General features: G+C 70.1%; 26 protein-coding genes. 10 read left to right on the plus strand and 16 right to left on the minus strand.

Features of this window, described 5'->3' with window-relative positions; translation table 11 throughout:
* Window positions 1-235: 235 nt before the first annotated feature.
* Window positions 236-1,141: a helix-turn-helix domain-containing protein gene (locus tag LX14_RS05380; protein ID WP_253646225.1), complete on the minus strand. Its 906-nt coding sequence runs from the start codon at window positions 1,139-1,141 to the stop codon at window positions 236-238.
* 71 nt (window positions 1,142-1,212) lie between these two features.
* Window positions 1,213-1,410, minus strand: a complete 198-nt coding sequence (locus tag LX14_RS05385) for a hypothetical protein (protein ID WP_253646226.1) — start codon at window positions 1,408-1,410, stop codon at window positions 1,213-1,215.
* Window positions 1,411-1,740: 330 nt separating this feature from the next.
* Here LX14_RS05385 and LX14_RS05390 point away from each other — a divergent pair, with 330 nt between their 5' ends.
* The gene (locus LX14_RS05390) at window positions 1,741-2,874 is read left to right on the plus strand and encodes an esterase/lipase family protein (protein ID WP_253646227.1); all 1,134 of its coding nucleotides are present in this window, start codon (window positions 1,741-1,743) and stop codon (window positions 2,872-2,874) included.
* A 61-nt stretch (window positions 2,875-2,935) separates the two neighbouring features.
* Here the strand turns inward: LX14_RS05390 and LX14_RS05395 are convergent, their stop codons facing one another.
* The 3 genes from LX14_RS05395 to LX14_RS05405 form a co-directional block, all read right to left on the minus strand.
* Window positions 2,936-3,712, minus strand: a complete 777-nt coding sequence (locus tag LX14_RS05395; RefSeq protein ID WP_253646228.1) for a thioesterase family protein — start codon at window positions 3,710-3,712, stop codon at window positions 2,936-2,938.
* Between the two features lie 70 nt (window positions 3,713-3,782).
* The gene (locus LX14_RS05400) at window positions 3,783-5,186 is read right to left on the minus strand and encodes a fatty acid desaturase family protein (protein ID WP_253646229.1); all 1,404 of its coding nucleotides are present in this window, start codon (window positions 5,184-5,186) and stop codon (window positions 3,783-3,785) included.
* 86 nt (window positions 5,187-5,272) lie between these two features.
* The gene (locus LX14_RS05405; RefSeq protein ID WP_253646230.1) at window positions 5,273-6,370 is read right to left on the minus strand and encodes a ferredoxin reductase; all 1,098 of its coding nucleotides are present in this window, start codon (window positions 6,368-6,370) and stop codon (window positions 5,273-5,275) included.
* Window positions 6,371-6,615: 245 nt separating this feature from the next.
* On the opposite strand from LX14_RS05405, the gene LX14_RS05410 reads away from it, so the two are divergent.
* Window positions 6,616-8,103: a bifunctional phosphatase PAP2/diacylglycerol kinase family protein gene (locus LX14_RS05410; protein ID WP_372505363.1), complete on the plus strand. Its 1,488-nt coding sequence runs from the start codon at window positions 6,616-6,618 to the stop codon at window positions 8,101-8,103.
* Window positions 8,104-8,153: 50 nt separating this feature from the next.
* A complete protein-coding gene (locus LX14_RS05415) occupies window positions 8,154-8,846 on the plus strand; it encodes a GAF and ANTAR domain-containing protein (protein ID WP_253646232.1) in 693 nt (230 codons plus the stop codon).
* Between the two features lie 12 nt (window positions 8,847-8,858).
* Here the strand turns inward: LX14_RS05415 and LX14_RS05420 are convergent, their stop codons facing one another.
* Window positions 8,859-10,307 (minus strand): flavin-containing monooxygenase, encoded by a 1,449-nt coding sequence (locus tag LX14_RS05420; protein WP_253646233.1) that lies wholly within the window; start codon window positions 10,305-10,307, stop codon window positions 8,859-8,861.
* A gap of 116 nt (window positions 10,308-10,423) precedes the next feature.
* Between LX14_RS05420 and LX14_RS05425 the strand changes: the two genes are divergently transcribed.
* Window positions 10,424-11,080 (plus strand): TetR/AcrR family transcriptional regulator, encoded by a 657-nt coding sequence (locus LX14_RS05425; protein ID WP_253646234.1) that lies wholly within the window; start codon window positions 10,424-10,426, stop codon window positions 11,078-11,080.
* A 7-nt stretch (window positions 11,081-11,087) separates the two neighbouring features.
* Here the strand turns inward: LX14_RS05425 and LX14_RS05430 are convergent, their stop codons facing one another.
* The 4 genes from LX14_RS05430 to LX14_RS05445 form a co-directional block, all read right to left on the minus strand.
* Window positions 11,088-11,327, minus strand: a complete 240-nt coding sequence (locus LX14_RS05430; RefSeq protein WP_253646235.1) for a response regulator transcription factor — start codon at window positions 11,325-11,327, stop codon at window positions 11,088-11,090.
* A gap of 200 nt (window positions 11,328-11,527) precedes the next feature.
* Window positions 11,528-12,475 carry an esterase/lipase family protein gene (locus tag LX14_RS05435; protein WP_253646236.1) on the minus strand — a complete coding sequence of 316 codons (948 nt, stop codon included), beginning with the start codon at window positions 12,473-12,475 and terminating at the stop codon, window positions 11,528-11,530.
* 64 nt (window positions 12,476-12,539) lie between these two features.
* Window positions 12,540-12,758: a hypothetical protein gene (locus tag LX14_RS05440; RefSeq protein WP_253646237.1), complete on the minus strand. Its 219-nt coding sequence runs from the start codon at window positions 12,756-12,758 to the stop codon at window positions 12,540-12,542.
* 58 nt (window positions 12,759-12,816) lie between these two features.
* Window positions 12,817-13,278: a hypothetical protein gene (locus LX14_RS05445; RefSeq protein ID WP_253646238.1), complete on the minus strand. Its 462-nt coding sequence runs from the start codon at window positions 13,276-13,278 to the stop codon at window positions 12,817-12,819.
* A 102-nt stretch (window positions 13,279-13,380) separates the two neighbouring features.
* On the opposite strand from LX14_RS05445, the gene LX14_RS05450 reads away from it, so the two are divergent.
* On the plus strand, window positions 13,381-14,820 hold the full coding sequence (locus LX14_RS05450) for an FAD-binding oxidoreductase (RefSeq protein ID WP_253646239.1): 1,440 nt from the start codon (window positions 13,381-13,383) through the stop codon (window positions 14,818-14,820).
* A 29-nt stretch (window positions 14,821-14,849) separates the two neighbouring features.
* Here LX14_RS05450 and LX14_RS05455 read toward each other — a convergent pair whose 3' ends face one another.
* The 4 genes from LX14_RS05455 to LX14_RS05470 form a co-directional block, all read right to left on the minus strand.
* A complete protein-coding gene (locus LX14_RS05455) occupies window positions 14,850-15,281 on the minus strand; it encodes an organic hydroperoxide resistance protein (protein WP_253646240.1) in 432 nt (143 codons plus the stop codon).
* A gap of 98 nt (window positions 15,282-15,379) precedes the next feature.
* A complete protein-coding gene (locus LX14_RS05460) occupies window positions 15,380-16,027 on the minus strand; it encodes a hypothetical protein (protein WP_253646241.1) in 648 nt (215 codons plus the stop codon).
* Between the two features lie 37 nt (window positions 16,028-16,064).
* Window positions 16,065-17,096 (minus strand): aspartate-semialdehyde dehydrogenase, encoded by a 1,032-nt coding sequence (locus LX14_RS05465; RefSeq protein ID WP_253646242.1) that lies wholly within the window; start codon window positions 17,094-17,096, stop codon window positions 16,065-16,067.
* A gap of 3 nt (window positions 17,097-17,099) precedes the next feature.
* The gene (locus tag LX14_RS05470) at window positions 17,100-18,365 is read right to left on the minus strand and encodes an aspartate kinase (protein WP_253646243.1); all 1,266 of its coding nucleotides are present in this window, start codon (window positions 18,363-18,365) and stop codon (window positions 17,100-17,102) included.
* A 168-nt stretch (window positions 18,366-18,533) separates the two neighbouring features.
* Here LX14_RS05470 and LX14_RS05475 point away from each other — a divergent pair, with 168 nt between their 5' ends.
* A complete protein-coding gene (locus tag LX14_RS05475) occupies window positions 18,534-19,832 on the plus strand; it encodes a putative hexosyltransferase (RefSeq protein ID WP_372505253.1) in 1,299 nt (432 codons plus the stop codon).
* 20 nt (window positions 19,833-19,852) lie between these two features.
* Here the strand turns inward: LX14_RS05475 and LX14_RS05480 are convergent, their stop codons facing one another.
* The gene (locus LX14_RS05480; protein WP_253646244.1) at window positions 19,853-20,089 is read right to left on the minus strand and encodes a hypothetical protein; all 237 of its coding nucleotides are present in this window, start codon (window positions 20,087-20,089) and stop codon (window positions 19,853-19,855) included.
* Window positions 20,090-20,171: 82 nt separating this feature from the next.
* On the opposite strand from LX14_RS05480, the gene LX14_RS05485 reads away from it, so the two are divergent.
* Entirely contained in the window at window positions 20,172-21,140 is a 969-nt protein-coding gene (locus LX14_RS05485) for a GlxA family transcriptional regulator (RefSeq protein WP_253646245.1), read from the plus strand.
* 293 nt (window positions 21,141-21,433) lie between these two features.
* Here LX14_RS05485 and LX14_RS05490 read toward each other — a convergent pair whose 3' ends face one another.
* Window positions 21,434-22,165, minus strand: coding sequence for a TetR/AcrR family transcriptional regulator (locus LX14_RS05490; protein WP_253646246.1), 732 nt, complete (start codon window positions 22,163-22,165; stop codon window positions 21,434-21,436).
* Between the two features lie 135 nt (window positions 22,166-22,300).
* Here LX14_RS05490 and LX14_RS05495 point away from each other — a divergent pair, with 135 nt between their 5' ends.
* The 3 genes from LX14_RS05495 to LX14_RS20875 are packed head-to-tail and all read left to right on the plus strand — an operon-like array spanning window position 22,301 to window position 26,100.
* Window positions 22,301-23,815, plus strand: a complete 1,515-nt coding sequence (locus LX14_RS05495; protein WP_253646247.1) for an MFS transporter — start codon at window positions 22,301-22,303, stop codon at window positions 23,813-23,815.
* A 50-nt stretch (window positions 23,816-23,865) separates the two neighbouring features.
* Entirely contained in the window at window positions 23,866-24,426 is a 561-nt protein-coding gene (locus tag LX14_RS05500; protein ID WP_253646248.1) for a nitroreductase family protein, read from the plus strand.
* A 6-nt stretch (window positions 24,427-24,432) separates the two neighbouring features.
* Window positions 24,433-26,100 carry an FUSC family protein gene (locus LX14_RS20875; RefSeq protein ID WP_253646249.1) on the plus strand — a complete coding sequence of 556 codons (1,668 nt, stop codon included), beginning with the start codon at window positions 24,433-24,435 and terminating at the stop codon, window positions 26,098-26,100.
* Window positions 26,101-26,116: the final 16 nt, after the last annotated feature.

Below are 26,116 nucleotides of genomic sequence, written 5' to 3' on the forward strand. Positions count from 1 at the left end.
TGCGATCCCGCAGGCGCGGTGTGGTCGAGCGCTCGGTGGCGCGATCGCGCTGCGCCGCTGTCGAATTCGACGGGACGAGATAGAGCTCACGAGACTGCGGTGTCGATGTGATGGCGATCCTTCCCAGGCGACGCAGAACCCGGGGTTTCAGCCAATGCGTGCGAATCGAGTGTACGGCACATGGCGCCCACCTGACGATGAGAAGAACACCCCGGCGTCAGGCGAGCGCGGTGGATCAGCTCACCGACCGGGCCGCCGCGGCCAATTCGGTGACCGTGGCGCCGAGGCGGCGGATCGACGTCGGCGACAGCCGCGTGAACGGCTGTATCGCAACAGATCTGGGCGGACCGCTGCCCGATATCGCGGCCGCGACGGTCGCGACGGCGACCGTGTCACCCTCCCCCAGCTCGCCGTCGAGGACGTCGACGACCTCGAGTTCGGCGAACGCACCCGCCATGGCGGTGGCGATGCGGTCCGGACCGACGGTCTCACCGAGAGCATCCAGCGCCGCGTGCACCCGCACCAGCGGACCACTCAACCGGTCGATCGCGAAACCGCGGGCGGCGACGACGGACAGCACCGCGTCGAGCCGGTGGCGCAGATCCCCTGCACCCGGGGGGACCGACGACCACCAGCGTTCCCGCTCTTCGGGCGACACCGTCGCGACGTGCTCCCGCCCGAAGGGCGCCACGAACGGGATCGACACCCCCTCCGGGACAACGGATCCCCGATCGGTGCCGGTGACCGGCGGCCGGACGGTGTGCGTCACGACCATCGTCGCGCCCCGGAGCTCGGTGGCTGACACGGCCATCCCGACGTCTCGGGCACAGTCGGCCAGAAGGCGGTGGAGCGGGTCCGCCGAACTACCTGCGGTGGAGCCGGCAAAGCCCGGGCCGAGGGAGTAGGTGCCGTCGTCGCGGCGTCGAACCCAGTCGTGAGCGCACAGCGACCGGAGGACGGCGTGTCCGGTCGCCCGGCTGATCCCCGACGCGCGGCAGATCTGGGCGAGGGTGTGCGACCGATCGGGCGCCGCCGACAACATCTGCATCACCGCGACCACACGGGTCGTCGGGGGGGACGGGTCCCGCCCCGACGGGTCCGCGGGGGCGGGGGCGTCCGCGTCGACGTCATCCGGGGTCACCCCGGCAGGTTATGCGAAAGGCGTCGACATCTCGACAGTGTTGCTTTCTCGACGCCGCAGGCGTCGGCGGCTCAGCGCGGGAGCGCCCCGAACGCGACGGTCAGCAGGATGAGCGCGAGGACCAACAGCCCGACGATGACCATCACGCCGCCGTGGTCACCCAGCAGCAGACGTTCCGGGTCGAAGGCGGTGGTGAGGTCGACGTCCTCGATCGGGAGGGCGTCCCCCTCGCGAGGATCAGGTGAGGAGTGGTCGGTGAGTGGGTGCATCGGCGGTGTCCCTCCAACAGGGGCGAGCCGGACTCCAGGGTCTGCATCCGACGGACAAGGTGAACTCTAGGTACCCCGTCGTCCTGCGGACGAATCCTTCCGGCCTCTGGCGCCGTATCGATGCGGGCCCGAACACAGATCACAAGCCGGTAACGCAAGCTGCCGACATTCTCGCCATTTGGGACTTTCACCAAAGCTGCGTCCGATAGACCGGCTGTTGACAAGTCTCCGTGCCGATCCCTCGAGATCGTGAGACCTGCTTCCTACTGTGACCCCATCGTGTGAGGTCCCTCACACGGACCACGGAACCCACAGACACCCGGGAGTCCCATGACCATCACCTCGATTCGCGTGCGACGGGCGGCAGTCGCCTGTCTGTCGATGGCAGCGGCCGTCGGCATCACCATCGGCGCCACCGGGCCGGCCTCCGCCGCGCCGTCGGTGCAACAGTTGGCCGACACCATCAAGGCCGGCCTGAAGGCCCCGAACACCTCGACCAACCTCAAGGCCCGCCAGCAGAACATCACCACCGCCGCCGCACCCCTCGCGCTCCCGACGGGCACCGACAGCGTCGCCAGCGAGACATCCGGGTTCGGTCCGCGTCAGACCCGCTTCATCCCCGCCTTCGCCTACTCGGCGTTCAACCCGAACGTCGCCCCTCCCGGCGCCAACAACTACTCCTGCAAGCCGAAGGCGGGCCAACGCCCCGTCGTGCTGGTGCACGGCACGTGGGAGAGCGCCTACGACAACTTCGCGATGATGTCCCCGGACCTCACGAAGGCCGGCTTCTGCGTCTACACGTTCAACTACGGGAAGCTGAACATCACCAACGGCGGCGGCGTGATCTCGCTGATCCCCGGTGTCTACGGGACCGGTGACCTCGCGACGTCGGCCGGCCAGTTGTCGACGTTCATCGACAATGTCCTGGCCCGCACCGGTGCGTCCAAGGTGGACATCGTCGGTCACTCGCAGGGCGGCGTGATGCCTCGCTGGTACCTCAAGTTCCTCGGTGGCGCGGCGAAGGTCCAGAAGATGGTCAGCTACGGCGCGACCAACCACGGAACCACTCTCGACGGGATCGGCTCGCTCGGGCGGACCATCAACAACCTGGGCATCGACGTGCTCGGCGTTGCCCAGTTGCCCGTCGGCGTCAGCGGTATCCAGCAGGTGGTCGGGTCGGATTTCCTGACCAAGCTGAACGCGGGTGGCGACACGGCGCCCGGCGTCGACTACACCGCGATCCGAACGTTCTACGACGAGGTGACCACACCGTCGGCGTCGACGTTCCTGGTGGCCGGACCCGGCGCGACCGTCAAGAACATCACGCTGCAGGACGGGTGCCCGATCGACCTGTCCGACCACGTGTCGATGTCGTACTCGCCGCGCCTGATCACGCTGGTGCAGCAGGCCCTCGACCCGACGACGAAGCTCGTCTGCACCATCAACGGCTTCATCACCGGCTGATCCACGCACCACCGCCCGGCACGTCGCGCCCGACCGCAGCAGCGGTCGGGCGCGCTGTGTCTCAGGCGAAGACCGCGACGGTCTGGGTCGCGGCCATCACGGGCCGCAGGTCCTCGTCGAAGATGTGCATGGTCTGGTGTGCGTACCCGTCGCGCGCGTGGTCGCCGCGGGACGAGATGAGGAACCACCCCGACGCGTCGGGGACCTCGTCGACGCACAGGTGCACGTCCCAGGTGACGGAGCTGACCGGCGCCCAGGCCGAGAACGCGGCGGTGGCGGCCGGGGGGAGGGCGTCTCCCAGGGCCACGAGCGCGATCAGTGGGTCGGTGTCCTGCGCATCGCGATGGCGGACCCACACGAGGTAGTGGGGTTCGGTCGCCGACGAGACCGGCGCGGATCCGCCGGCCACCCGCATGTCGAAGTGCTGGGCGAACGCGGGACGCTCGTCGGGCGACCCGGTCATCTCCGGGCAGTCGTCGGGGGCCGGCACGGACGGCGGGGTGATCAGGTCGTGCGCGACAGCGCTGAGACGGCCCTGGGCGAACACAAGCGTGGACTGCGCGGCCACCTGGTCGCCGCTGGTGCCGCGGACCGCGACGGAGGTGACCGATCGGCCGCGGCGCAGGACCTCGACCGTGAGACCGATCGTCTCGACGACGGGGGCGGTGAACGCGAAGTGCGCCGAGACGAGCGGCGGGAGGTCGTCGACAGCGCGTCGGGCGGCCGCCACCGACAACGCCGCGGTGAGGCCCCCATACGCGGTACGACCCTGGGTCCAGTCGGAGGGGACCGGGATGGGCGACGACGTGTCGGTCACGATGCCTGCGAGGGGGGTCACCACCTCACCCGATCACACCGATGGGCCGACCGAGACGGCCGGCCCATCGGTGGGGTGCAGATCTACGCGGTCAGTCGCGCGACGGCATGTCGAAGTTCACGCCGTCCTCGCCGTTGTTGCTCTCCGGGCCCGCGTCGGGGTGGCCGGCGGGCAGACGCCCACGGAAGGTCGCGGCCTCACTCGGACGACCGTCGATGCCGGAGTGCGACGGACGACGGTACGGGCCGGGCTTCGGCTTGACCTCGCCACCGGGGAACGCCAGGCGCAGGATGGTGCGCTGCACCATGCCCCACTGCTTGAGGAACGGGCCGGTGTTGTACGGCAGGTCGTAGCGCTCGCAGATGTCCTTCACCTTCGGGGCGATCTGCGAGTACCGGCTGCTGGGCATGTCCGGGTAGAGGTGGTGCTCCACCTGGTAGCTCAGGTTGCCGCTGGCGATGTGGAACAGCGGGCTGCCGTCGATGTTGGCCGCACCGACCAGCTGGCGGACGTACCACGCGCCGCGGCTCTCGTCGGACGCCTCCTCCTCGCTGAAGGTGTAGGCCTGGTCCGGGAAGTGTCCGCAGAAGATGATCCAGTTGGACCAGAAGTTGCGGATGATGTTGGCCGTGAAGTTCGCCCAGAACGTCGCGATGAACGTGTCCTCGGCGGCCGGCAGGGCCAGGTCGGCGGCGGTCGCCAGCGAACGCGCGGGCTTGCTCTTCAGCGTGCGCAGGCGACGGCCCAGGCGCGAGGTCTTCTGCTGCGGCACACGGCCACCGGTGACGGCGTTCGTGAGCAGGACCGCACCGGCGCTGATCAGCGGCCAGCCGATGTAGTCCTTCACGACCTGGCGGCGCATCTTGTAGCCGCTGCCCTTGAGGTCCTTGAGGACCTCGCTCACCGGCTTCTCACCGCGGCGCATCGCCTCGAGGTCGAGGTCGTGCAGGGCGACGCCCCACTCGAAGAAGGCCATCAGCAGGACGTTGTAGATGGGCTGGAAGAGGTAGACCGGGTGCCACTTCTGGTGCGGGTCGATCCGCATGATCTCGTAGCCGAGATCCTTGTCCTTGCCACGGATGTTCGTGTACGTGTGATGCACGTAGTTGTGGGAGTGCTTCCACGCCTCGGCGGTGGACGCGGTGTCCCAGTCCCACACGGACGAGTGGATGGACGGGTCGTTCATCCAGTCCCACTGACCGTGCATCACGTTGTGCCCGATCTCCATGTTCTCCAGGATCTTCGCGGCGCCGAGCGCCGCGGTCCCGGCGACCCATGCGGGCTTCGACCGCGAGTTCAGCAGCACCACGCGGCCGAGGGCGGCGAGCTGTCGCTGGGCGGCGATGACGGACTTGATGTAGGCGCGATCGTTGTCGCCGAGGTCTGCGTAGACCTCGTCGTGGATCGCGTCGAACTCCTTGCCGAGTTGCTCGATGGTGTCGGCATCGAGATGGGCAATCGGGCTGATCGGTTCCGAACGCTCTGTGGTGGTCATGCTCGTCCTCCAGGTGGTGGGTGGTTCAGGTCGGTGACGCGGGCTCGGGTCGGGGCAGACGACCCGTGCGGTGTACCTGCGCTGCTCTACAGGTCCATCTCGACGTCGCCTTCGGCGCTGTGGACACAGATCCGGACGGATTGCCCCTCGGGTGAGCTGACATCACCCGTGCGCAGATCCCGGATCTGACCCTTCTTGAGAACTCCGGTGCAGGTGTGGCAGATGCCGATCCTGCAGCCGTACTTGAGTTGCAGGCCTGCTTCTTCACCTGCTTGGAGAATGGGAACGCCGGGCTCGCACTCGAATTCCTTGTCCGACTTCAGCATCGTGACATGACCACCCTCACCCTCGCCGGGCTCGGAACCGAAGGTGGGCTGGAACCGCTCGAGGAGGATCTTGTCCTTGATGCCGTTGGCGTCGTAGTGCTCGACGAGGGCGTCGAGCAGTTCGGCCGGCCCGGAGGCCATGGTCACACGCTCACGCCAGTCGGGGCACAGCTCGTCGAGGTCGTCGGGCTTCATGCGGCCCTCGTCGCCGGTGACACGCAGCTGAAGCTTGAAGCCCTCGTGCTCGCGGTCGAACTTCTCGAGCTCCTTGCTGAACATGGTCTGTTCTCGCGCATGGATCGAGTGGATGGCGACGACGTCGTTCATCTCGTCGCGGTGATCGAGGTCGCGCATCATGCTCATGATCGGCGTGATGCCGCTGCCTGCGCTGATGAAGAGCATCTTCTCCGGCAGGGGGTCCGGCAGGAGGAACGTGCCCTCGACGTCGCTGAGGCGGACGATCTCGCCCGGGCGCAACTGCCCGACGAGATACGGGGACACGGTCCCCTCCTCGACGAGCTTCGGCGAGACGCTGATGAGGCCGTCGCGGGGCTCGGGATCGGACGTGAGCGAGTACGCGCGCCAGTGGAACTTGCCGTCGATGACGAGACCGAGCCGGACGTACTGACCCGGCTCGTGTCCGGGCCACTCGTAGCCCGGGCGGATCCAGACGGTCGCGGCGTCGGTGCCCTCCGGGCGGACCTCTTCGACGCGGCCACGGAGTTCCTTCGTCGTCCACAGCGGGTTGATCAGCTCGATGTAGTCGTCGGGCTCGAGCGGGCTGAAGAGCGCCCGGATGCCCTTGAGGAACAGACGACGCGCCGGCGACACCTGTGGTGTCGCACCCCGTTCAGCCACGGTGCATCCCCTTCTCGACCTGATCGGCATGCTCCACGCGCTGCGAGCGCGATGATTGGCTGAGCACGTTCACCCCCTTCGCGCATCGATGTGACCCTCGTCTCTCCCCGAGAGTACAAGTGTTCACGGGTACACGCCGCAGCTTGGGGGGCTTCGAGGGCAGAATCGGACACCGATGGTTCGCGCCCGCGGTCGGGGGTCGCCGTCACCCCCAGGACACCGCCGACGAAGGGCCACGCGTGCGCATCAACGGTCGATCACTCCGGCACCGCCGACAGGCGCTCCGGACGGCGGTGGACACCGCCGATCGTGCGGCCTATCTGGCCGTGGCCCGTGCCGAGTCGCCGCTGCTGGACGCGCCGATGCGCCGACTCACCGTCGCCGCCAACTACTCGCGCCTGTGGTTCGCCATCGCCGCCCTGCTCGCGGCGACGCGCAAGTCGTCGGCACTGCGCGCCGCGGCGCGCGGCGTCACGAGCGTGGCGGTGAGCAGCCTCGTCACCAACCAGATCGCGAAGCGGGTCTTCGGACGCCGTCGCCCCGTGACCGACGCGGTCCCCATCGCCCGACTGATCAGGACACCGACGTCCGGGTCGATGCCCTCCGGACACTCGGCGAGCGCCGCGGCGTTCACCGTCGCCGTCGCGATCGAGAAGCCCGCGCTGGGAGTCGCCGTCGCACCTCTGGCCGCGGCCGTCGGGCTCTCGCGGGTCGCGACCGGCGCCCACTACCCGGGCGACGTCGTCGTGGGCCTGGCGACGGGCGCGGGGATCGCCTGGGCGATGGGCGAGCTGTTCCCGCCCATGTCCTCTCACCTCGACGACGCCCCCGAGCCCACGTGGGTCGACGTCCCGGCGAGGCCCGACGGCGAGGGCGTCGTGATGGTCGTGAACCCGGCGTCGGGGGGCGGCACCGGGTCGCGGGTCGTCGACGTCGTCGAGTCACGACTCCCCCGGGCGCGGATCGTCACGCTGGCGCCCGACGAGGACCTGACCGCGACCCTGGTCGACGCCGCGCGGGACGCGGAGATCCTGGGCATCGCCGGCGGCGACGGGACCGTGGGGGCGGCCGCGGCGACCGCGCGCGACCGCGGCATCCCCCTGGCGGTGTTCCCCGCCGGGACGTTCAACCACTTCGCGAAGGACATCGGGTGCGCGACCGTGGACGACACCGTCCGGGCGATCCACGAGGGCCGCGCCGCCGCTGTCGACCTGGCCCTGCTCAACGACCACGCCGCCTTCGTCAACACGGCGAACATCGGCACCTACCCCCAGTTCGTCCGGTTCCGTGAGCGGTACGAGAAGCGGGTCGGCAAGCCGATCGCGGCGATCATCGCGTTGCTGCACGTCCTGCGGCGCGAACGTCCCGTCCGGCTGCGGGTGGACGGCAGGGAGATCAGCACGTCGATGTTCTTCATCGGCGCCTCCACCTACGAGACGCCCGGGTTCGCGCCGGCACACCGACCCCACATGGACGACGGCGTCCTGGACGTACGCCTGCTCGACGTCGGCCGCCGGTGGGCGATCCCCCGGATCATGGTCGCCGCGCTCACCGGTCGACTCGACCGCTCCCGTCTGTTCCGGGAGACCCGGGTGTCCGAGCTCGAGGTGGTCTCACTGGACGGACCGACCTCCGTGGCTCTCGACGGCGAGGTGCGCACCCGCACCGACCGGGCCCACTTCCGGGTCGCGCACCGCGCCCTCACCGTCTACGGGACCTGGGAACGCGACTGACATCTCGCGGGGTTTGAGCCCACGGAGACGGGGGTAGTCCAGGACGCATCATGGACATCCACACCCGCATGGCAGAAATGGCGCGCAGCCTGCACGCCGTCCCCGAGGCCGACCCCGACGCGTTCGACCAGGTGTTGGCGGCGGTGACCGCGGGGGCGGTCGAGCACGTCGCCGGCGCCGACCACGCGGGGATCCTGCTGGTCGAGTCGAGGGCACGGACCATGACGACGGTGGCACCGACCGACGACGTCATGGTCACGCTGGACACGCTGCAGCAGGAGACGGATCAGGGACCGTGCCTGGAAGCCGCGTGGGAGCACACCGAGGTGTGGGTCGACGACATCGCCACCGACGGACGCTGGCCCGAGCTGTCGCGTCGGGTCGTGGCCGAGACCCCGGCCCGCTCGAGTCTGTCGTTCCAGCTCTTCACCCATCAGGGCACCATGGGGGCCCTGAACCTGTTCTCCGACAGGACCGATGCGTTCTCCCACGAGAGCAGGGAGATAGGCCGGGTGTTCGCCACCCACGCCGCACTCGCGATGTTCCGCACCCGTCAGCAGGGTGAGTTCCGCAGCGCGTTGGCCAGCCGGGACACCATCGGTCAGGCCAAGGGCATGATCATGGAACGCTTCGGCGTCGACCCCGTCGAGGCGTTCGCGTTGTTGCGCAAGCTGTCTCAGGACAGCAACACCCCGGTCACCGACGTCGCCCAGCGACTGGTGGAGTCCCCGCGGTCCACGTGAGACGCGTGCGGATCACGCGATGCGGTGATCCTCCGGCCGGAAATGCCGTGCGAGTCGCCGGAACGTGAAGCTGAAACCGGGGTAGGTCACCACCACGTGGCCGTCCGCGGACTTGTACCAGGAGTTGCAGCCGCCGGCCTCCCACACGGTGCCCTCCATCTCCCGATGGATCATCTCGGTGTAACGCGCCTCGGCGTCCTCGGTCACGTCGATGGTGCGCGCACCACGGGAGCGCACCTCGTCGATGGCGGTCAGGATGTAGTCCATCTGCGCCTCGATGAGGAAGATCGCCGACGTGTGCCCGATCCCGGTGTTCGGGCCGGTGACGACGAACAGGTTCGGGAACGACGGGATGGTCGTCCCGAGGTAGGCCCGGGGGAACGGTGACCAGACATCGGCGAGCATCCGTCCGTCCACCCCCTTGACCGGGTACGAGACGAGTCCGTCGGCGAAGTCGTACCCGGTGGACCAGACGATCACGTCGACGTCGACCCGGTGGCCCTGCGTGGTGACGATGCCCGTCGGGGTGACCTCGGCGATGCCGTCGGTCTTGTCGTGCAGGGTCACGGTGTCGCGCGCGAGTGCCGGGTACAGCGCGCTCGACAGGATCACGCGCTTGCAGCCCAGGGTGTAGTCGGGGGTGAGCTTGCGTCGGAGCTCGGGATCGCGGATCGTCCTGCGCAGCAACCGCTTCGCCGCCGTCTCGTAGACGAGGTGGATGGCCTGGCGGGAGTACTTGAACCCGATGATCCGGGTCTCGAGGTTCCAGTAGATCGCCGCCCGGAGCAGTCGGTTGACCCGCGGCCGGGCGAGGAACCGCGACAGGCGCGGGCCGAACGAGACGTCGTGGCGGCGCAGCACCCAGTGCGGTGTGCGTTGGAAGACATGGAGTTCCGCTACGTCGTCGACGATCGCGGGGATCACCTGCGCCGCACTGGCCCCGCTGCCGACGATCGCGACCCGCTTGCCGGTGAGGTCCACGTCGTGGTCCCAGTCGTTGGTGTGGAACGCGGGGCCGGTGAACGTGTCGCGGCCGGGGAAGTCCGGGACGACCGGGGTGCTCAGCGGACCGGAGGCGTTGACGACGAACCGTCCCCGGAAGTCACCGGCGGAGGTCCGGACGGTCCACGCGTCGTCCTCCCACTCGACGCCCGTGACGTCGGCGCCGAGCACGATGTGCTCGTCGAGGCGATGGCGTTCGATGACGTGACGCGTGTAGTCGGCGAGCTGCTCCTGCCTGGCGAACAGTCGACGCCACGGGTAGGGCTCGTCGGCGATGGAGTACAGCGGGGACGGCACGTCGACCGCCGCCCCCGGATAGGTGTTCTGCGTCCACGTGCCGCCGACGAAGTCGCGGCGTTCCAGCATGACGAAGTCGTCGATGCCCCGCTCCAGCAGGCGGATGGCGGCGCACTGCCCGCCGAAACCGCTCCCGACGATCACGACCGTGTGTTCGCGCATGCCTGCCTTCCCGCAGCCCTGGTCCCCGCCGGGATCCTATCTGACACGACATCGTTCCCGACGCTGGTCGCCGACGGTGCGGGTCGGTGACCGCAGCGCCGGTAGCATCGGCGCCCGTGGAGGACACGAGCGCGGCGGTGGACCGCCGGGGCACCGGTCGCCGGTACGGCGGCCGGTCGACGGCCGCCCGTGTCGCCGAGCGCCGCGCCGCGCTGCTCGAGGCCGGGCTCGACCTGTTCGGGACCGACGGCTATCAGCGGGTCTCGGTCAAGCAGGTCTGCGACCGCGCGGGCCTGACCCAGCGGTACTTCTACGAGTCGTTCGACGAGCGCGAGGCCCTGCTGCTCGCGGTGTACGACGAGATCGTGGCGGACGTGGGACGCCGGACGGTCGCGGCGATCGACGAGACGCTGCCCACCATCGCCGAGCTCGCCCAAGTCGCCCTCGCCGAGTTCATCGGCTACCTCACCGCGGACCGTCGCCGGGCCCGCATCATGCTCCTCGAGGTCGTCGGTGTCAGTCCCGCTCTCGACGCCCGCCGACGACGCGTGATCGGCGACTTCGCCGACATCATCGTCACCGCGGGGATGGCCCACGCCGGACTCGACGAGACCACCGACGAGTTCCGGCTCAGCGCGATCGGTCTCGTGGGGGCGGTGAACCAGCTGCTCGTGGACTGGGTGCTCGGTGAGGGTGTCGCCGACCCCGACGCGATCCGCGTCGTCTGTACGCGCCTGTTCTCGGCCGCTTTCGCCGAGCTCCTCCCCCGCTGACGCCGGACTAGAGCTCGTCGAGCTCGATCAGACCGTCCTGCAGAGCCCGGGCCAGCAGCTGCGCCTTGGTGCGCGCAGGCCGACCGACCTCGGAGTACTTGCCGCGGATACGCGCGATGTGGGTCATCACCGTCGCCGGCGCGATGACGAGGGTCGACCCCACCTCGTCCTTGCTCTCGGACTGGATCCAGAGTCGCAGGACCTCTTTCTCTCTCGGACTCAAAGCCGGCCGCACGAGTTCGGTCATGCCACACCCCCGTCGAGAGTCCTGACGCCGACGCGAGTCCTTGCACGCCGACACACACGAAAATACACAATCGGGAAGCGCGTTTCCGCTGGCAGTGGCGATTTCTGCGTCCGGCCGATCGATGTACAAAATCTTTGCACTCGCGGCCTACGATCATCGAGCGGGTGCGTCCGCCCGTCATCCCGGGCGGTCGGACGAGCTCAGAACCGGCTGCCCGTGAAGGGAGCCGCGCGCTCGCAGACGGTCGGTCGTGGGTGTCGCGGGTCGAGGGCGTTCAGCACGAACGTCGACGCCCGGTGCGACCCCGCCAACCCGGCGTGCTCGGTCAGGTCCTGCGGGCAGCCGTCCTGCACGACGATGTTGCGGACGTTCGCCCCGCCGGCCGCCAGACCCGAGGTGTACGGCACCACCGCCTCGTCGTGGACGGTGGCGATGTTGGTGTACTCGGTGTCGGGCGCGTACAACCCGCCGGCGTGGAGTTCACGGATGAAGGCCGACCCGGGATCGAACTCGCCGCAGGCGGCGCAGACGGGGAACTGCGCCGGCAGGAGCCCCCGCTGCCGCGCGAGCGCGATCATCGCGCCGCTCCCCGCGGGTGAGGTGCCCTCCCAGAGTGCCGCCAGCGACACGTATCTCGCGATCTTCCCGGCGCCGCCGCCGTACTTCGCCCACCACGCGGGGATGAGTGTCCCCTGCGAATGGCCGACGACGTCGAGTCGGGATGCCCCGGTGGCTGCGAGCACGCGATCGGCGAACGCGCCGAACTGCCGGGCGCTCTGGCGCATCGGCCCCATCCCGCCGACGGCGGTGACGGGCCACGGACCGGCGAGCGCACCGTAGGTGAGCGCGAACACGCAGTAGCCGGCGTTCTTCAGCAGCGGCACATAGGTGCCCCAGTTCGTCTGCTGCGATCCGCCGGTCCCGTGCACCAGGATCACCGGCTCGGGGTGCGCGGCGCTCGGGCGGCACGAGAAGTCGTTGGACCCGGGCAGCGAACCCCCGTGGTTCGCGAGCTCGGGGCCGATCCCGGCGAAGAAGTCGTACGTGACGGGCAGCGGCGCAGCCGACGCCGAGCCCGGCACGGCCACGACCGCGGCGGCGAGACAGGCGAGGACGAGCACGGCGAGGCGACGGGGAGCGGAGAGCACGCAGGCAACCTAGCAACTGCTTGGTCGGGGCGAGGTCGCTTCCGCAGGGCGGTGTCGAGCCGCGTCAGCCGCGGTCGATGATCTCCTGCACGGCGGTCTCGTCGGCGCCGCCGGGGACCTCGATCAGGCGCTCGCCGGCGAGCGAACCGTTGGCCCAGTCGTCGTCGCCCCCCTCACGCCAGTCCATCAGCTTCCCGTCGGCGTCGAAGGCGAGCGCGTCGCGCTGTGGGTACTGCTCGCTGATCTGGGCGATGCGTCGCGTTAACGTGCTCTCGTCATCCATCCCGTGGGGGTACCCGGGTGATCGGTGGTCAAACAGCGCAGATCTGAGGAACGGCAGGTCAGGCGCCCGGCTCCTCCGCAGCGGGAGGGTCGTCGACGGTGACGCGCGGCAATGTGGTCGCGGCGTGGAGCGCACGGCCGGCGAACACGACCGCCGACACCCCGAACATCGCCGTGGCGACCCCGCACACGATGACCAGGACGAGGGAACCCAGGCCGTCGGCCTGGGCCGCGACCACGGTCCCCGCCGCGGCGAGCACGGTCCCGACGACCGCCCACGTCGTGGCGATCACGCGCGGGCCGACCGTGCCCACCGAGAACAGTCGCTGGTAGATGCGGACCTCGAACTCGTCGACCGCAGCGCGGTGTACCGCGTCCGGACCGGCGAGGGACCGCAGCCGTTCGACCAGCGCGGCGTCGTCCTCGAGTCGACGGGAGTCGGCACGACGATGCGCGACGAACGCGACCGCGGCCACCACCGTCACCACGACGAGGACCAGGGCGGCTGTTGTTGGGCTCACGCGGGTCACCGTACAAGCCGTGGACCGAGCGCTCGGACGGTGCGCTGCCCATGTCGCCGATACGATCCGGCGAGGACACGACACGGAGAACGGAGGGGCGCCGTGGACCGACCGGGGCCGACGCGACGGGCGGTGCTCCGGGGGCTGGCCGCAGTCGGGCTCCTGGGTGTCGTCCGGGCCGTCCCCGCGACGGCCGACACCGGCTCGGCGTCCGGACCGGGATCGTTCGCCGCGATCACCGGAGGCGGACTGACGACTCCGCTCGATGCGGGATACGCGGCGGCCAAGCAGGTCTTCAACAGCCGCTTCGACGCGACGACACCGGTCGCCGTCGTCGCACCCACGACGACGGAGCAGGTGTCGGCCGCGATCGGGGTCGCGCGCGAGCTCGGGTTGCGCGTCGCCGTGCGCAGCGGGGGTCACTCCTACGTCGGTGCGTCGACGGCGGATGGCGCGGTCGTCCTCGATCTCCGACGGCTGGCCGGCGGAGTCGTCGTCGACGGCGAGACCGTCACCGTCACACCGGGTTCTCCGCTCGGGCCGCTGCAACGGGCCCTCGCGCAGTCGGGGCGATCGCTGCCTGTGGGGACGTGCCCGACGGTCGGCATCGGCGGGTCGACGCTCGGCGGTGGGATCGGGATCGACTCCCGGACACACGGTCTCACGTGCGATCGTCTCCGATCGGCCGACGTGGTCCTGCCGCCCGGCGAGGTGCTCACTGTCTCGGAGGGGGAGAACCCCGATCTGTTCTGGGCCTGCCGCGGCGGCGCAGGGTCGGTGGGTGTCGTCGTCTCGATGACGTTCCAGACCGCGTCCGCGCGCGACCGGGACGTCGTCGCGATGACCTTCCCCGACGAGGTCGCGCCCGCCGCGATCGTGTCGACCACCGCCTGGACGGCGGGGCGGTCGCGGGAGTCATGGGGAACGGTGACGGTCGCCACGGACGGGGCCGACGACGTCAGCGCGACCGTGCTGCTGGTCGTCCCGCGCGGCGAGGGAGCGGCTGCCACCACCGATCTGACGCAGCGCATCGGGGCGAGACCTCGCGCGTCGCAGACGGTCGGCCTCGACCAGACGGGAGTCCTCGACCTGTTCGCGCAGTACTCGCCGCAGACACCGCACCCGTTCGTCGGCGGATCCGACGTCCTGCGGACGGTCGACGATGCGGTGGCCGTCGCCGTCGTCGAGGCCATCCGCGCCCGACGCACGCAGGGCCGCGCGGCGGCGGCGATCGTCGATCCCCTCGACGGGGCGGTGAACGACGTCGCCGCGTCCGCGACGGTGTTCCCGTGGCGTGCGCACGCGGCCGTCGTGCAGTGGATCGTCGACCCCCTGGCGCCCGACGACACCGCGGCCGGCGCCACCGCATGGTTGTCCGAGTGCCACGACCGGGTACGCGAGGAGTCCGACGGCGGGTACGTGAACTACGTCGAGGTGGGGTCGTTACCCGAGCGCTGGTTCGCGGGCAACACCGCCCGTCTCACCGACATACGACGGCGACACGACCCGGATGGCCGGATCGTGTCGCCGTGGTTCGGGTGAGCGCCGGTCGAGACGACGCGTGGAGCAGATCAGACGTGCGCGTGCACCGTCTGCTCGATGTTGCCCTTGGTGGCCTTGGAGTACGGGCAGAACTGGTGGGCGCCCTGCGCGAGCTTGTCGGCGGTCTCCTGATCGAGACCGGGCAGCGTGACGTCGATGGTGGCGGTCAGTCCGAAGCCGCCGTCGGCGGGGTCCTTGCCGATGCCGATGGTGACGTTGACGGTGCTGTCGTCGGGTGCGGGGGTGCCGGCCTGCTTCGAGGTGGCGTGCAGTGCGCCCAGGAAGCACGCTGCGTACCCGGCCGAGAACAGCTCCTCGGGGTTGCTGCCCTCACCGCTGCCACCGAGCTCCTTCGGCGGGCGCAGGTCGAGGTCGATGTTGCCCGTCGCGGAGTACACCTGGCCGTCGCGCCCACCACCGGTGGCCTTGGAGGAGATGGTGTAGGCCGTCTCGATGCTCATCTGCAGTCCTTTCGATCGGTGCCGCGCAGGACACGCGGCTCGCCGACCCCCTACAACGCTGTGTCACGCATGGTGCATTCCCCTGGGTGAGGGTGACCTCAGTACCCGGTCGTCCGCCCGGGGCGCAGCCGCATCGGTTCTGGCAGCCAGAGGTTGACCTCGCGCCGGAATGTGAAGAGGGCCGACAGGACGACGAGTCCGAGCTGCACCCAGGCGACCACCGACATGACGGTCGGGATCTCGGGATAGCCGAACAGCAGGTCGATCCCGACGGGGATCGCGAGCGCCGTGATCACGACGACGGTGACGTAGAAGTTGCGGCAGCTCCGGCTGTGGCGCCGTGCGATCGCCACGAGCAGCGGGTACTGGATCGCCAGGGCGACCAGGATCCCGACCAGGAGGATCGGCGGCACCGTCGAGGACAGCGAGTCGATCTTGCCCGCCGGGGCGGCGTTGTCCGGGTCACGGACCACCCCGTCGGTCAGACTCGCGCGGAGCGCGTCCTGGATGGTGCCGAGAGACGAGAAACCGTAGACGACGGACACCAGCGCGAAGGCTGCCTGCAGGTACCAGATGGTCAGCGCGTGCCGCAGCGACGCGGGTGGCGGACCCGGATCGTCCGCGTCGCGCAGGTGCTTGTCGGCCGATGTGCGGCGGGCCGCGATCTCCGCCATGTCCATCGCGTCGAGCTCGGCCATGCTCGGTGTCCGTTCGGGGCTGCCGTCCGGCCCGGTGGGCGTCGTCATCGGTCCAGTGTGGCAGCCGACGACGTCACACCGATCGTCATCGTCCGAGCAGCAGCTCGGCGATCTGGATCGTGTTCAGTGCGGCACCCTTTCGGAGGTTGTCACCGGCGACGAAGAGCGCCAGGCCACGACCGTCGGGGACGCCGGGATCCACCCGGATCCGTCCGACCAGCGACTCGTCGATCCCGGCCGCGTCGCGGGGCGTCGGCACGTCCACGACGCGGACGCCCGCGGCGTCGGCCAGGATCTCCTGCGCCCGCGCCGGCGACAACGGCCTGTCGAACTCGGCGTTGATGGACAGCGAGTGCCCGGTGAACACCGGCACGCGCACACACGTGCCGCTGACGAGCAGCTCCGGGAGGTCGAGGATCTTGCGCGACTCGTTGCGCAGCTTCTGGTCCTCGTCGGTCTCGAACGACCCGTCGTCGACGATCGACCCCGCGAGCGGCAGCACGTTGAACGCGATCGGCGCCACGTACTTTACCGGGTCGGGGCCGGTGACGGCCGACCCGTCGTGGACGAGGAGTTCGACGTCGTCGATCCCCGCGCGCAACTGCCCGGCGAGTTCCTCGACCCCGGCCAGTCCGCTGCCCGAGACCGCCTGGTAGCTCGAGATGATCAGGCGGCGCAGCCCGGCCTCGTCGTGCAGGGGCTTGAGCACCGGCATCGCGGCCATCGTCGTGCAGTTGGGGTTGGCGATGATCCCCTTCGGCGGGGTGTGCGCCAGGTGGCCGTTCACCTCCGAGACGATCAACGGCACGTCGGGGTCCTTGCGCCACGCCGACGAGTTGTCGACGACGGTGACCCCGGCGGCGGCGAACCGCGGCGCCTGGTCGCGCGACATCGTGGCACCGGCTGAGAACAACGCGACGTCGAGACCGGACGGGTCCGCGGTCGACGCGTCCTCGACGGTGATCTCGCCGTCGAGCCAGGGGAGCTTCTTCCCCGCCGATCGCGACGACGCGAAGAACCGCACCTCGTCGGCGGGGAACTCGCGCTGTGCCAACAGGGTCCGCATCACGGCGCCGACCTGACCGGTCGCACCGACGACACCCACTCGCATGCCCATGTCTCAGCGCCCCGTTCCGGCGTGGACGACCGCGGGCTCGTCGCCGCCGAGATCGAACGCGGCGTGCAGCACGCGCACGGCGTCGTCGAGTTCGCTGTCGCGGCAGAGCACCGAGATACGGATCTCCGAGGTGGAGATCAGTTCGATGTTGATCCCGGCCGCGCTCAGTGCCTCACAGAACGTCGCCGTGACACCGGGGTGGCTCTTCATCCCGGCACCGACCAACGACACCTTGCCGATGTGGTCGTCGTAGAGGATCTCGGAGAACCCGATCTCGTCCTTGAGCTTCATCAGCTTGTTGGTGGCGAGCGGACCCAGCTCGCGCGGCAGGGTGAACGTGATGTCGGTCTTGCCGGTGTCGACCTTGGAGACGTTCTGCAACACCATGTCGATGTTGATGTCGGCGTCGGCGACGGCCCGGAACACCTTGGCGGCGTAGCCCGGCCGGTCGTCGAGACCGACCACGGTGATCTTGGCCTCGCTGCGGTCGTGCGCCACACCGGTCAGGATTGCGTCTTCCACGGGGATGTCCTCCATCGATCCGGACACGATGGTGCCGGGCTTGGTGGTGTACGACGAACGGACGTGCACCGGAACGTTGTAGCGGCGGGCGTACTCGACGCAGCGCAGCATGAGAACCTTCGCGCCGCAGGCCGCCATCTCGAGCATCTCCTCGAACGACACCGTCGCGAGGTGGCGGGCGTCGGCGACGATGCGCGGATCGGCGGTGTAGATGCCGTCGACGTCGGTGTAGATCTCGCAGACGTCGGCGTTGAGCGCCGCCGCGAGCGCGACGGCGGTGGTGTCGGACCCGCCGCGGCCGAGCGTGGTGACGTCCTTGGTGTCCTGCGATACACCCTGGAAGCCGGCGACCAGCACGATCTTCCCCTCGTCGAGGGCACTGCGCAGGCGGCCGGGTGCGACCTCGATGATCTTCGCCGACCCGTGACTGCTCGTGGTGATGACGCCCGCCTGCGACCCGGTGAAGGACTGGGCGTGCGCGCCCAGCGAACTGATGGCCATGGCGACCAGCGCGTTGGAGATCCGCTCACCGGCGGTCAGCAGCATGTCCATCTCACGCCCCGGGGGCGACGGGCAGACCTGCTCGGCGAGATCGAGGAGTTCGTCGGTGGTGTCGCCCATGGCCGAGCACACGACGACGACGTCGTGACCGGCCTTCTTGGTCTCGACGATGCGCTCGGCGACGCGCCGGATCCGCTCGGCCGACGAGACGGACGAACCGCCGTACTTCTGCACCACGAGCGCCACGCCGGCGTACCTCCACCTGAAGTCCATGCGGTCCGCCGGCGCGCGCATGGTGACGCGTCGACTCGGCGATGACGCGCCACACCTTACCGACAGGGGTGATCGGTGCAGATCGGGCGCCGCGTCGTGGCCGGTCAGGCCATCGCCGTGCGCGGGCTTACGATCTCTGGCGTGGCGAGCACACCCACCGCGACCGTCGACGACGCGGCGCAGGAGACGGCGGGTCCCGTCTCCCTCCCGCACTGGGTCACCGGCCGGGACTGGGTGCTGCCGGTGATCCTCTTCCTCGCGGTCCGCGCGATCGGCGTCGCGACGCTCGCGCGGTTCACCGAGCTGCGCGGCGGGTCGCTGCAGTCGACGCTCTCGGCCTGGGACGGCAAGTGGATGCTGGCGATCGCCGAGTACGGATACGGCGGCGTCCCCTACACGCAGGCCGACGCCCACGGGTACCGCGACGCGAACACCCCGTACGCCTTCTTCCCCGGCTACCCGTACCTGGTGGGCCTCGTCGCCGACGTCCCCGGCGTCTCGGCGCTCGGCGCGGCCATCGCGGTCAACGTGGTGCTCGGCGCCGTCGCGGCCGTCGGCGTCGCCCGCCTGGGCGCGTTGTGCGCGCAGCTGATGTCCCTGCGCCCGCGCGGTGGTCGCGGGTGGTTCACCGACAACCTGCGCGCCCGGACGCGGGTGTCGATGCTCTGGAACGAGAACCCCTCCCCCACCGGCGATCCCGATCCGACGCGCGTCGGCCTCATCCTCGTCGTGCTGTTCGCGGCCGCGCCGATGGGCATCGTCCTGTCGATGGCGTATACCGAGGCACTGTTCTGCGCGCTCGCCGTGTGGGCACTCGTCGGGGTCCTCGAGCATCGGTGGATCCTGGCCGGCCTGATGACGTTCGGCGCGGGACTGACCCGTCCGACCGCCGTCGTCCTCATCGGTGTCGTGATGCTGGCTGCGCTGCTCGCACGCCGCGACGGGCCGTCGACGTGGATCGCTGTCGCGCTGTCCCCGCTGGGCTACATCGGCTACCTCTGCGTCGTCTGGCACCAGACCGGCAGCCCGACGGGCTGGTTCACCATCCAGACGCAGGGGTGGGGCACCGAGATCGACTGGGGTCGCAGCACCTGGGAGTTCGTGAACTACTCGCTGGTCAACTCCTCCGAGGTGGCGTTGGTGGCGACGTCGTGGATCACGGTCGCCACCGTGGCCCTGGTGGCTGTGGCGATCTGGGAGCGGATGCCGTGGCCCGTCGTGGTCTACGGGACCCTCGTGGTGGTGTCGATCGGCGCGTCGAGCGGGTTGATGATGAGCCGGCCACGACTGCTGTTGCCCGCCTTCGTGTTGCTGGTCCCGGCCGCGATCGCGTTGGCCCGCAGCCGACCCTTCACCCAGGCGTGGGTCCTGGTCGCGGTCATCGCGCTGAGTTCGTGGTTCGGCGCCCACATGCTGACGGTGTACCCGCACGCCATCTGACGTCGTGCCGGCACGCGCCGTCACCGCACACCGATCCACCCCGGTCCGGGGAACCCCGTGGCGGGCTCGGTCGACGGACGTTCATGCGCCTGGATGGACAGGACCTCGGCGCGGATCCGGTCGGCGTCGGGGCCGAGGTCGGTGATGTACCCGGGATGCGAGTCGAGCGTGGGGAGCCCCTGGGCGCGACGGCTGCGCCGGTCCATGAGCGCGACGGTCAGGATGAGGAGGGGGATGAGGATGAGTGCGATGGTCATGGCAGAGACGATGCGCTCGCCAAGATCCCGCCACCAGTGGCAGTCACGACACCGTCGGTAAACTTTCTGCCATGATGGTCGGGTGTTGCGCACCATCGCCGTGATCGTCCAGGAACCCGTCGCACTGTTCGAGTACGGCGTGATCCACGAGGTGTTCGGCCTCGACCGCACCGACGACGGTGTGCCCGCGTTCGACCTGCGGATCTGTTCTCCCACCCCGGGTGTCCCTCTGAGCAGCGGCAACGGCGCGTCGGTGATCGCCCCACACCCGTTGTCGGCCGCGCTCGACGCCGACCTCGTCGCGATCCCCGGGGGCAGGACCGACATCGATCCGCCCGCCGAGGTGCTGGACACGCTCCGGACGGTGGTCGCCCGTGGCGGACGGTTGCTGTCGGTCTGTTCCGGCGCGTTCGCACTCGCTGCCACCGGACTGCTCGACGGGAAGCGCTGCACGACGCACTGGCGGCACGGCGACCTCCTCGCCGAGCGGTTCCCCGCCGTCGAGGTCGGCACCGATGTCCTCTTCGTCGACGAGTACCCCGTCATCACCAGCGCGGGCACCGCGGCGGGCATCGATGCGTGCCTGTACGTCGTGCGCGAGGAGCACGGTCCCGTCGTGGCCAACGCCATCGCCCGGCGCATGGTGGTGCCACCTCACCGCGATGGCGGCCAGCGACAGTTCGTCACCGCGCCCGTGCCCAAGTGCTCCGACGACGGCTTCGGCGCGATCCTCGTGTGGATGGTCGAGAACCTCGACACCGACATCTCCGTCGACGACCTCGCCCGCCGCGCGCACATGTCGTCGCGGACGTTCGCCCGACGCTTCGTCGACGAGGTCGGCACCACTCCCCACAAGTGGCTCACCGAGCAGCGGGTGGCGCATGCGCGGACGCTTCTCGAGTCGACCGAGCTCGGCATCGAGCAGGTCGCGGCGCAGGTCGGTCTCGGCAGTGCGACCCTGCTCCGCCATCACTTCACCGCCGCCGTCGGCCTGTCGCCCACGGCCTATCGCCGCCGCTTCGGCTGCGGGGTCACCGCCGACGCGAGCTGACTGATCGCGCCGGGCGAGAACCCCGGCTGGGACAGGCCCGGGGGCACTTCGCACGGTCTCGTGCCGTTCGCACGCCGAGGCGACGTTCGCACGTCGCCGACACCATGCGAACGACGCGAGCAGATGCGAACGCACGCTGATCGTGCGAATGTGCCCGAGACCGCCCCTGTCATTGCTGGTTTCGGGTTTTCGCCCACCTCGTGCGCACCTCGCCACCGAGACCAGGGTTCGCCCGTCGAATGTCCCGGGCGAACCCGACGCACGGTGGCGAAACCTGGAAATCGCGGGCGAACCTAGCTGCGGGACTCCCGGGCGGCGGCCTCGAAGCCGATGCAGAGGAGTTCGACGCCGCGGTCGAGGCGGCGACGCATGTCGGTGAGTCCCGTGCCGTAGCCCGCGCCGACGAGTTCGGCGATGCGCGAGGGCGGGTCGTGCGACGGGGTGCCGTCGAGCACCTCGTCGAGACCGCCACGCGCGGGGTCGTGACCGTCGCCGGTGGTGCGCAGAAGGTCGGCGGAGACCGCGGTCAGGGCGACGCCCTGGATGAAGCTCCACAACGTGAGGGTCATCTCGGCGGCACCCACGCGGTCGACGCCGAGTTGTGCGAAGCCGGCCATCATCCAGTCGAGGCAGTTCAGGCTGGCGGGTCCCATGCTGTGGCGCGGCGAGGAGTAGGCGAGCACCACCCACGGGTGCAGCGTGTAGAGGTTCCAGTCGGTGTCGGTCGCGACCTGGACGCACTCCCGCCAACTACGACCGCCGACCACCGCACGATCGTCTGTCGGGTCGTCGTCGGCGTGGTCGCCGTAGGGGTACGGGAACCGGGACCCGATCTCCTCGGTCATCGCCATGAGCAGCGCATCCTTGTCGGCGACGTGCCGGTACAGCGACATCGCGCCCACGCCGAGCCGCTCGGCGATCTTGCGCATGCTCAGCGCGTCGAAGCCCTCGGCGTCGGCGATGTCGATCGCGGCCGAGACGATCCCGGCACGGGTCAACCGTCCGCTCGGATCGCTGTCGGTCACCGTTTCTCCTTCCTGCCGCCCAGCGTGCGTGAATCACGTTTGCGTACACCGTACCCAGTGGGTATCTTCGCCAGGGCAACGTTTCCGCGTACGCCGTACGCGTCACCCGAGACCAGACGAAGGGGGTCGAGCGCGATGAGCACCATCCACCACACCACGGACGGCGACATCCGTCGTGACGAGACACCCCCGCCGACGCTGCGCACCTGGCTCGGGCTGGCCATCATGTGCATGCCGGTCCTGCTGGTCGCCATGGACTTCTCCGTCCTCTACCTCGCCATCCCCACGATCACCGACCAGCTCGCGCCGACCGCGGCGCAGCAGCTGTGGATCGTGGACATCTACGGCTTCCTCATCGCCGGCCTGCTCATCACCATGGGCAACATCGGCGACCGCTTCGGTCGTCGTCGCGTCCTGCTCAGCGGCGCGGTGCTGTTCGGTGCCGCATCGCTCGTCGCGGCGTTCGCGCCGACGGCGGCCGTCCTCATCGGCGCCCGCGCCGTGATGGGCATCGGTGGGGCGACGCTGCTCCCGTCGAGCCTGTCGCTGATCTCGACGATGTTCCCCGACCTGCGTCGGCGGTCGCTCGCCATCGGCATCTGGACCGCGTGCTTCGCGGGTGGGTCGGCCGTCGGACCGGTCATCGGCGGCGTCATCCTGCACCACTTCTGGTGGGGCTCCATCTTCCTACTGAACGTGCCGGTCCTGCTCGGACTGCTCGTCCTGGCTCCGCGGCTTGTCCCCGAATACCGTTCGGGCACAACGGAACCCTTCGACATCCTCGGCGTGGTGCTGTCCCTGGCCGGCATCCTGCCGCTCGTCTACGCCGTCAAGCACATCGCCGCCGACGGCGTCGACACGACGGGTGTCGTCGCCGGCGTGATCGGCGTCGCGGCCCTGGTCTCGTTCCTCCGCCAGCAGCGCCGCGCCCGGCACCCGTTGCTGCAGCTCGAGCTGTTCGGACTCCCCCGGTTCTCCGCGGCGGTCGTCTCGGCGCTGGTCTGCATGATGTCGCTGGGCGCCCTGTCGTACCTGACCGGCATCTACCTGCAGTCCGTGCTCGGCCGCGACGTCCTCGCCGCGGCCCTGGCGGGGCTCCCCATGGCCATCGCGGTCGCGATGTTCTCCCTCGGCGCGTCGAAGGTCGACAGACTGCTCGGCACGCGCAGGGCGTTCGTGATCGCTCTCCTGGCCGCGGCGGTCGGCAACGGCGGCCTGCTCCTCGTCGGCACCGACAGCCCCCTGTGGGTCTATCTCGCGACGACGACGATCGCGGGCATCGGGTACGGCATCGTCTTCAGCCTCGTGTCCGAGGTCGCCGTCGGGTCGGCCCCCGCCGAACGCGCGGGCGCCGCGTCGGGTATCTCCGAGACGAGCTTCGAGTTGGGCAGCGCCCTGGGCCTCGCATTGCTCGGGTCGCTGGCCACCGCGGTGTTCCGCGCCGACGGGCAGGGGCGGGGCTTCTCCGAGACCCTCGGCCAGACGTTGGACCGCGCGCGAGACCTGGGCGACAGCGCGCTCGCCGGTGATGCCCGGTCCGCCTTCGTTGACGGACTTCACATTGCCGTCGGCACCAGCGCGGTGCTACTCGTGGTCTTGGCCGCGGTGATCGCGGTGGTGCTCCGTCGCCGCGATCCCCGCGTCGACTGAGCACCGGTCGCCGGGCCTGGCCCGACGGCGCGCAGACGACGGGAGGGCACATGCACGAGTTGTTCGAGAAGCGCTGGAGCGCACGGGGTCTGGACGATTCGACACCCATCTCACCCGACGATCTCCACGACATCCTCGAGGCCGGTCGGTGGGCTCCCACGTGGGGCGCGACACAACCGGTCCGCTTCATCGTCGGTGTGCGCGGCGACGACACCTTCACCGCTCTCACCGAGATCCTCAGCCGTGGCAACACCTGGGCGCGGTCGGCATCGGCCTTGATCCTCGTCACCACACGGGACGACGAGCAGGACGACAACGCGACCACCTACGGCGCGGTGGACCTCGGTCTCGCGGTCGGACAGATGATCCTGCAGGCCGTCGCCGGCGGTCACAACGCTCACCCGATGGCCGGGTTCGAGGTCTCCGCGGCCATCGAACGGTTCTCCATCCCCGCGGCGGAACGTCCGCTCGTGATGCTCGCCGTCGGTCGGCTCGCCGATCCGTCGACCGTGGATGAGAAGATCGCCGAGCGTGATGCGCGGGAGCGCACCCGCAGGCCCCTGGAGGAGATCGCGTTTTCCGGACAGTGGGGACTGCCGTTCCGTGGCTGACCCGACGTGACGACGCCCGCAGCGCCCGACCACCCCGAGGCCCCACCCGGACGGCCGACGATCCTGCGCACCTTTGTCACGGTCGCCGGTGTCGGCACCCGCTGGCCGTCGGCGACGCGGGCGGCCGCGGCGTTCCTGCTCCCGGCGTCGCTCCTGCTCGCCGCGGGTCTCGGTCGCTCGGCCCTGCTCGCCGCGCTGGGCGGGTTCGCGGTCCTCTACGGCGAGAACCGTCCGTTCCGGATCCGCTGGCGCGTCATCCTCACGGCCGGTCTCGCACTCGTCGCCTCGGCGGCGGTGATGGGCGGTCTGTCCGACCTCGCGGGCGCGACACCCTCGACGGGCGCGTCACTCGGCCTCGTCGCCGCGGCCGTCGTGATGGCGGCGGTCGTCGTCTACGTCGGCAACGCCCTGCGGATCGGCCCGCCGGGTCCCTTCTTCCTCGTCCTCACCGGCGGGGTCGCGCTGAGCGTCGTCCGCCACGGCGTCCACCCGGGGGTGGTCGTCGGGTGCACCGCCGCCGGTGTCGTCGGGTCGCTGATCGCCGGGATGTCCCCCGCGCTCGTCCGACGACGGTCGCCGGAGACCGTCGCGGTCGCCGCCGCCACCTCGGCGGTCGAGGCATACCTCGACGCGGGTGCATCCCGGTCATCGCACCTCCGTCAGGGCGCGGCGGGCGCGCTCCTGCACGCGTGGAGCGTCCTGCACGACGCCGCGCAGGTCGACGGCCCGTTGGCACGGCGCCTGTGGGAGGCCCACCACCGCGTCCACACCGGGGAGCACCCCGACGACCCTGATCCCACGGCGATGGCACCGCTGCCGCGGCCGTCGATCGGGCAACGGCTCCGGTCCGCAGCGCATCCCGACAGCCCCGCAGCGGTCGCGACCCTGCGCGTGACCGTGGCCGCGACGGTCGCCGGTGTCCTGTCGGTGGTCGTCGGCCTCGACCGCCCCGACTGGGCCATCGTCGCCGTCGTCCTGGTCCTGCAGCTCGGCCCCGACCGTGTCCGGGGCGGTCTGCGCGGCGCGCACCGGCTCGTCGGCACGGTCGCCGGTGTCGGACTGTTCGCGCTGATCCACCACCTCGAACCGTCCACCGCGGCTCTCGTCGTGCTGCTGACGGTCCTGACGTTCGTCATCGAGCTGACCGTGGTCAGCAACTACGGCCTCGCCGTCCTCGCCATCACCCCGCTGGCGTTGTCGATGTCCGCCGTGGGTCCGGCGATCGCCGCGCCGGCGGTGTCCCGCATCGCCGAGACCGTGATCGGGGTGGTCGTCGGTGTCGGGGCCCTGTGGGTGGTCGCGCCGCACGCACACCGGCGGACGACCCGGTTCACCCGCGCCGCCACGATCACCGCGCTGCACCGCCTGCTCGCCGACGTCGTCGTCGACCCGCCCGATTCGCGACGGGCGATGACCCGGCGCCGCGACGTGCAGTGGGCGCTGATGGAGGCCGAGCTCGCGGCCGGGTCGGCTGCGGTCGACGAACCCGCCTTCGCCCACCACGACTGGCCACTCCACCTGAGACTGCGGGCGGTCGCCCACGAGGTGCTGAGCCTGTGTTGGCGGCACGGGGCGACGCCGCTCGGCGACGGCGACGAGACACGCGCGCTGGACCGCGCGGTGCGATCCCTGGCCGACGACGCGGTGTTGTCCCCGCCTGCGAGGCGGGGGTAGGGTCTCCGATCGTGCG

The organism is Williamsia deligens (genome assembly GCF_024171765.1).
Taxonomy (GTDB): Bacteria; Actinomycetota; Actinomycetes; order Mycobacteriales; family Mycobacteriaceae; genus Williamsia_A; species Williamsia_A deligens.

What these genes read in the sequence shown, in the direction of transcription:
- LX14_RS05385 (WP_253646226.1), bottom strand. Translation starts at nt 1,410, where the DNA reads ATGCACCCACTCACCGACCACTCCTCACCTGATCCTCGCGAGGGGGAC.
- LX14_RS05390 (WP_253646227.1), top strand. Translation starts at nt 1,741, where the DNA reads ATGACCATCACCTCGATTCGCGTGCGACGGGCGGCAGTCGCCTGTCTG.
- LX14_RS05400 (WP_253646229.1), bottom strand. Translation starts at nt 5,186, where the DNA reads ATGACCACCACAGAGCGTTCGGAACCGATCAGCCCGATTGCCCATCTC.
- LX14_RS05415 (WP_253646232.1), top strand. Translation starts at nt 8,154, where the DNA reads ATGGACATCCACACCCGCATGGCAGAAATGGCGCGCAGCCTGCACGCC.
- LX14_RS05420 (WP_253646233.1), bottom strand. Translation starts at nt 10,307, where the DNA reads ATGCGCGAACACACGGTCGTGATCGTCGGGAGCGGTTTCGGCGGGCAG.
- LX14_RS05430 (WP_253646235.1), bottom strand. Translation starts at nt 11,327, where the DNA reads ATGACCGAACTCGTGCGGCCGGCTTTGAGTCCGAGAGAGAAAGAGGTC.
- LX14_RS05440 (WP_253646237.1), bottom strand. Translation starts at nt 12,758, where the DNA reads ATGGATGACGAGAGCACGTTAACGCGACGCATCGCCCAGATCAGCGAG.
- LX14_RS05455 (WP_253646240.1), bottom strand. Translation starts at nt 15,281, where the DNA reads ATGAGCATCGAGACGGCCTACACCATCTCCTCCAAGGCCACCGGTGGT.
- LX14_RS05460 (WP_253646241.1), bottom strand. Translation starts at nt 16,027, where the DNA reads ATGACGACGCCCACCGGGCCGGACGGCAGCCCCGAACGGACACCGAGC.
- LX14_RS05465 (WP_253646242.1), bottom strand. Translation starts at nt 17,096, where the DNA reads ATGGGCATGCGAGTGGGTGTCGTCGGTGCGACCGGTCAGGTCGGCGCC.
- LX14_RS05480 (WP_253646244.1), bottom strand. Translation starts at nt 20,089, where the DNA reads ATGACCATCGCACTCATCCTCATCCCCCTCCTCATCCTGACCGTCGCG.
- LX14_RS05495 (WP_253646247.1), top strand. Translation starts at nt 22,301, where the DNA reads ATGAGCACCATCCACCACACCACGGACGGCGACATCCGTCGTGACGAG.
- LX14_RS05500 (WP_253646248.1), top strand. Translation starts at nt 23,866, where the DNA reads ATGCACGAGTTGTTCGAGAAGCGCTGGAGCGCACGGGGTCTGGACGAT.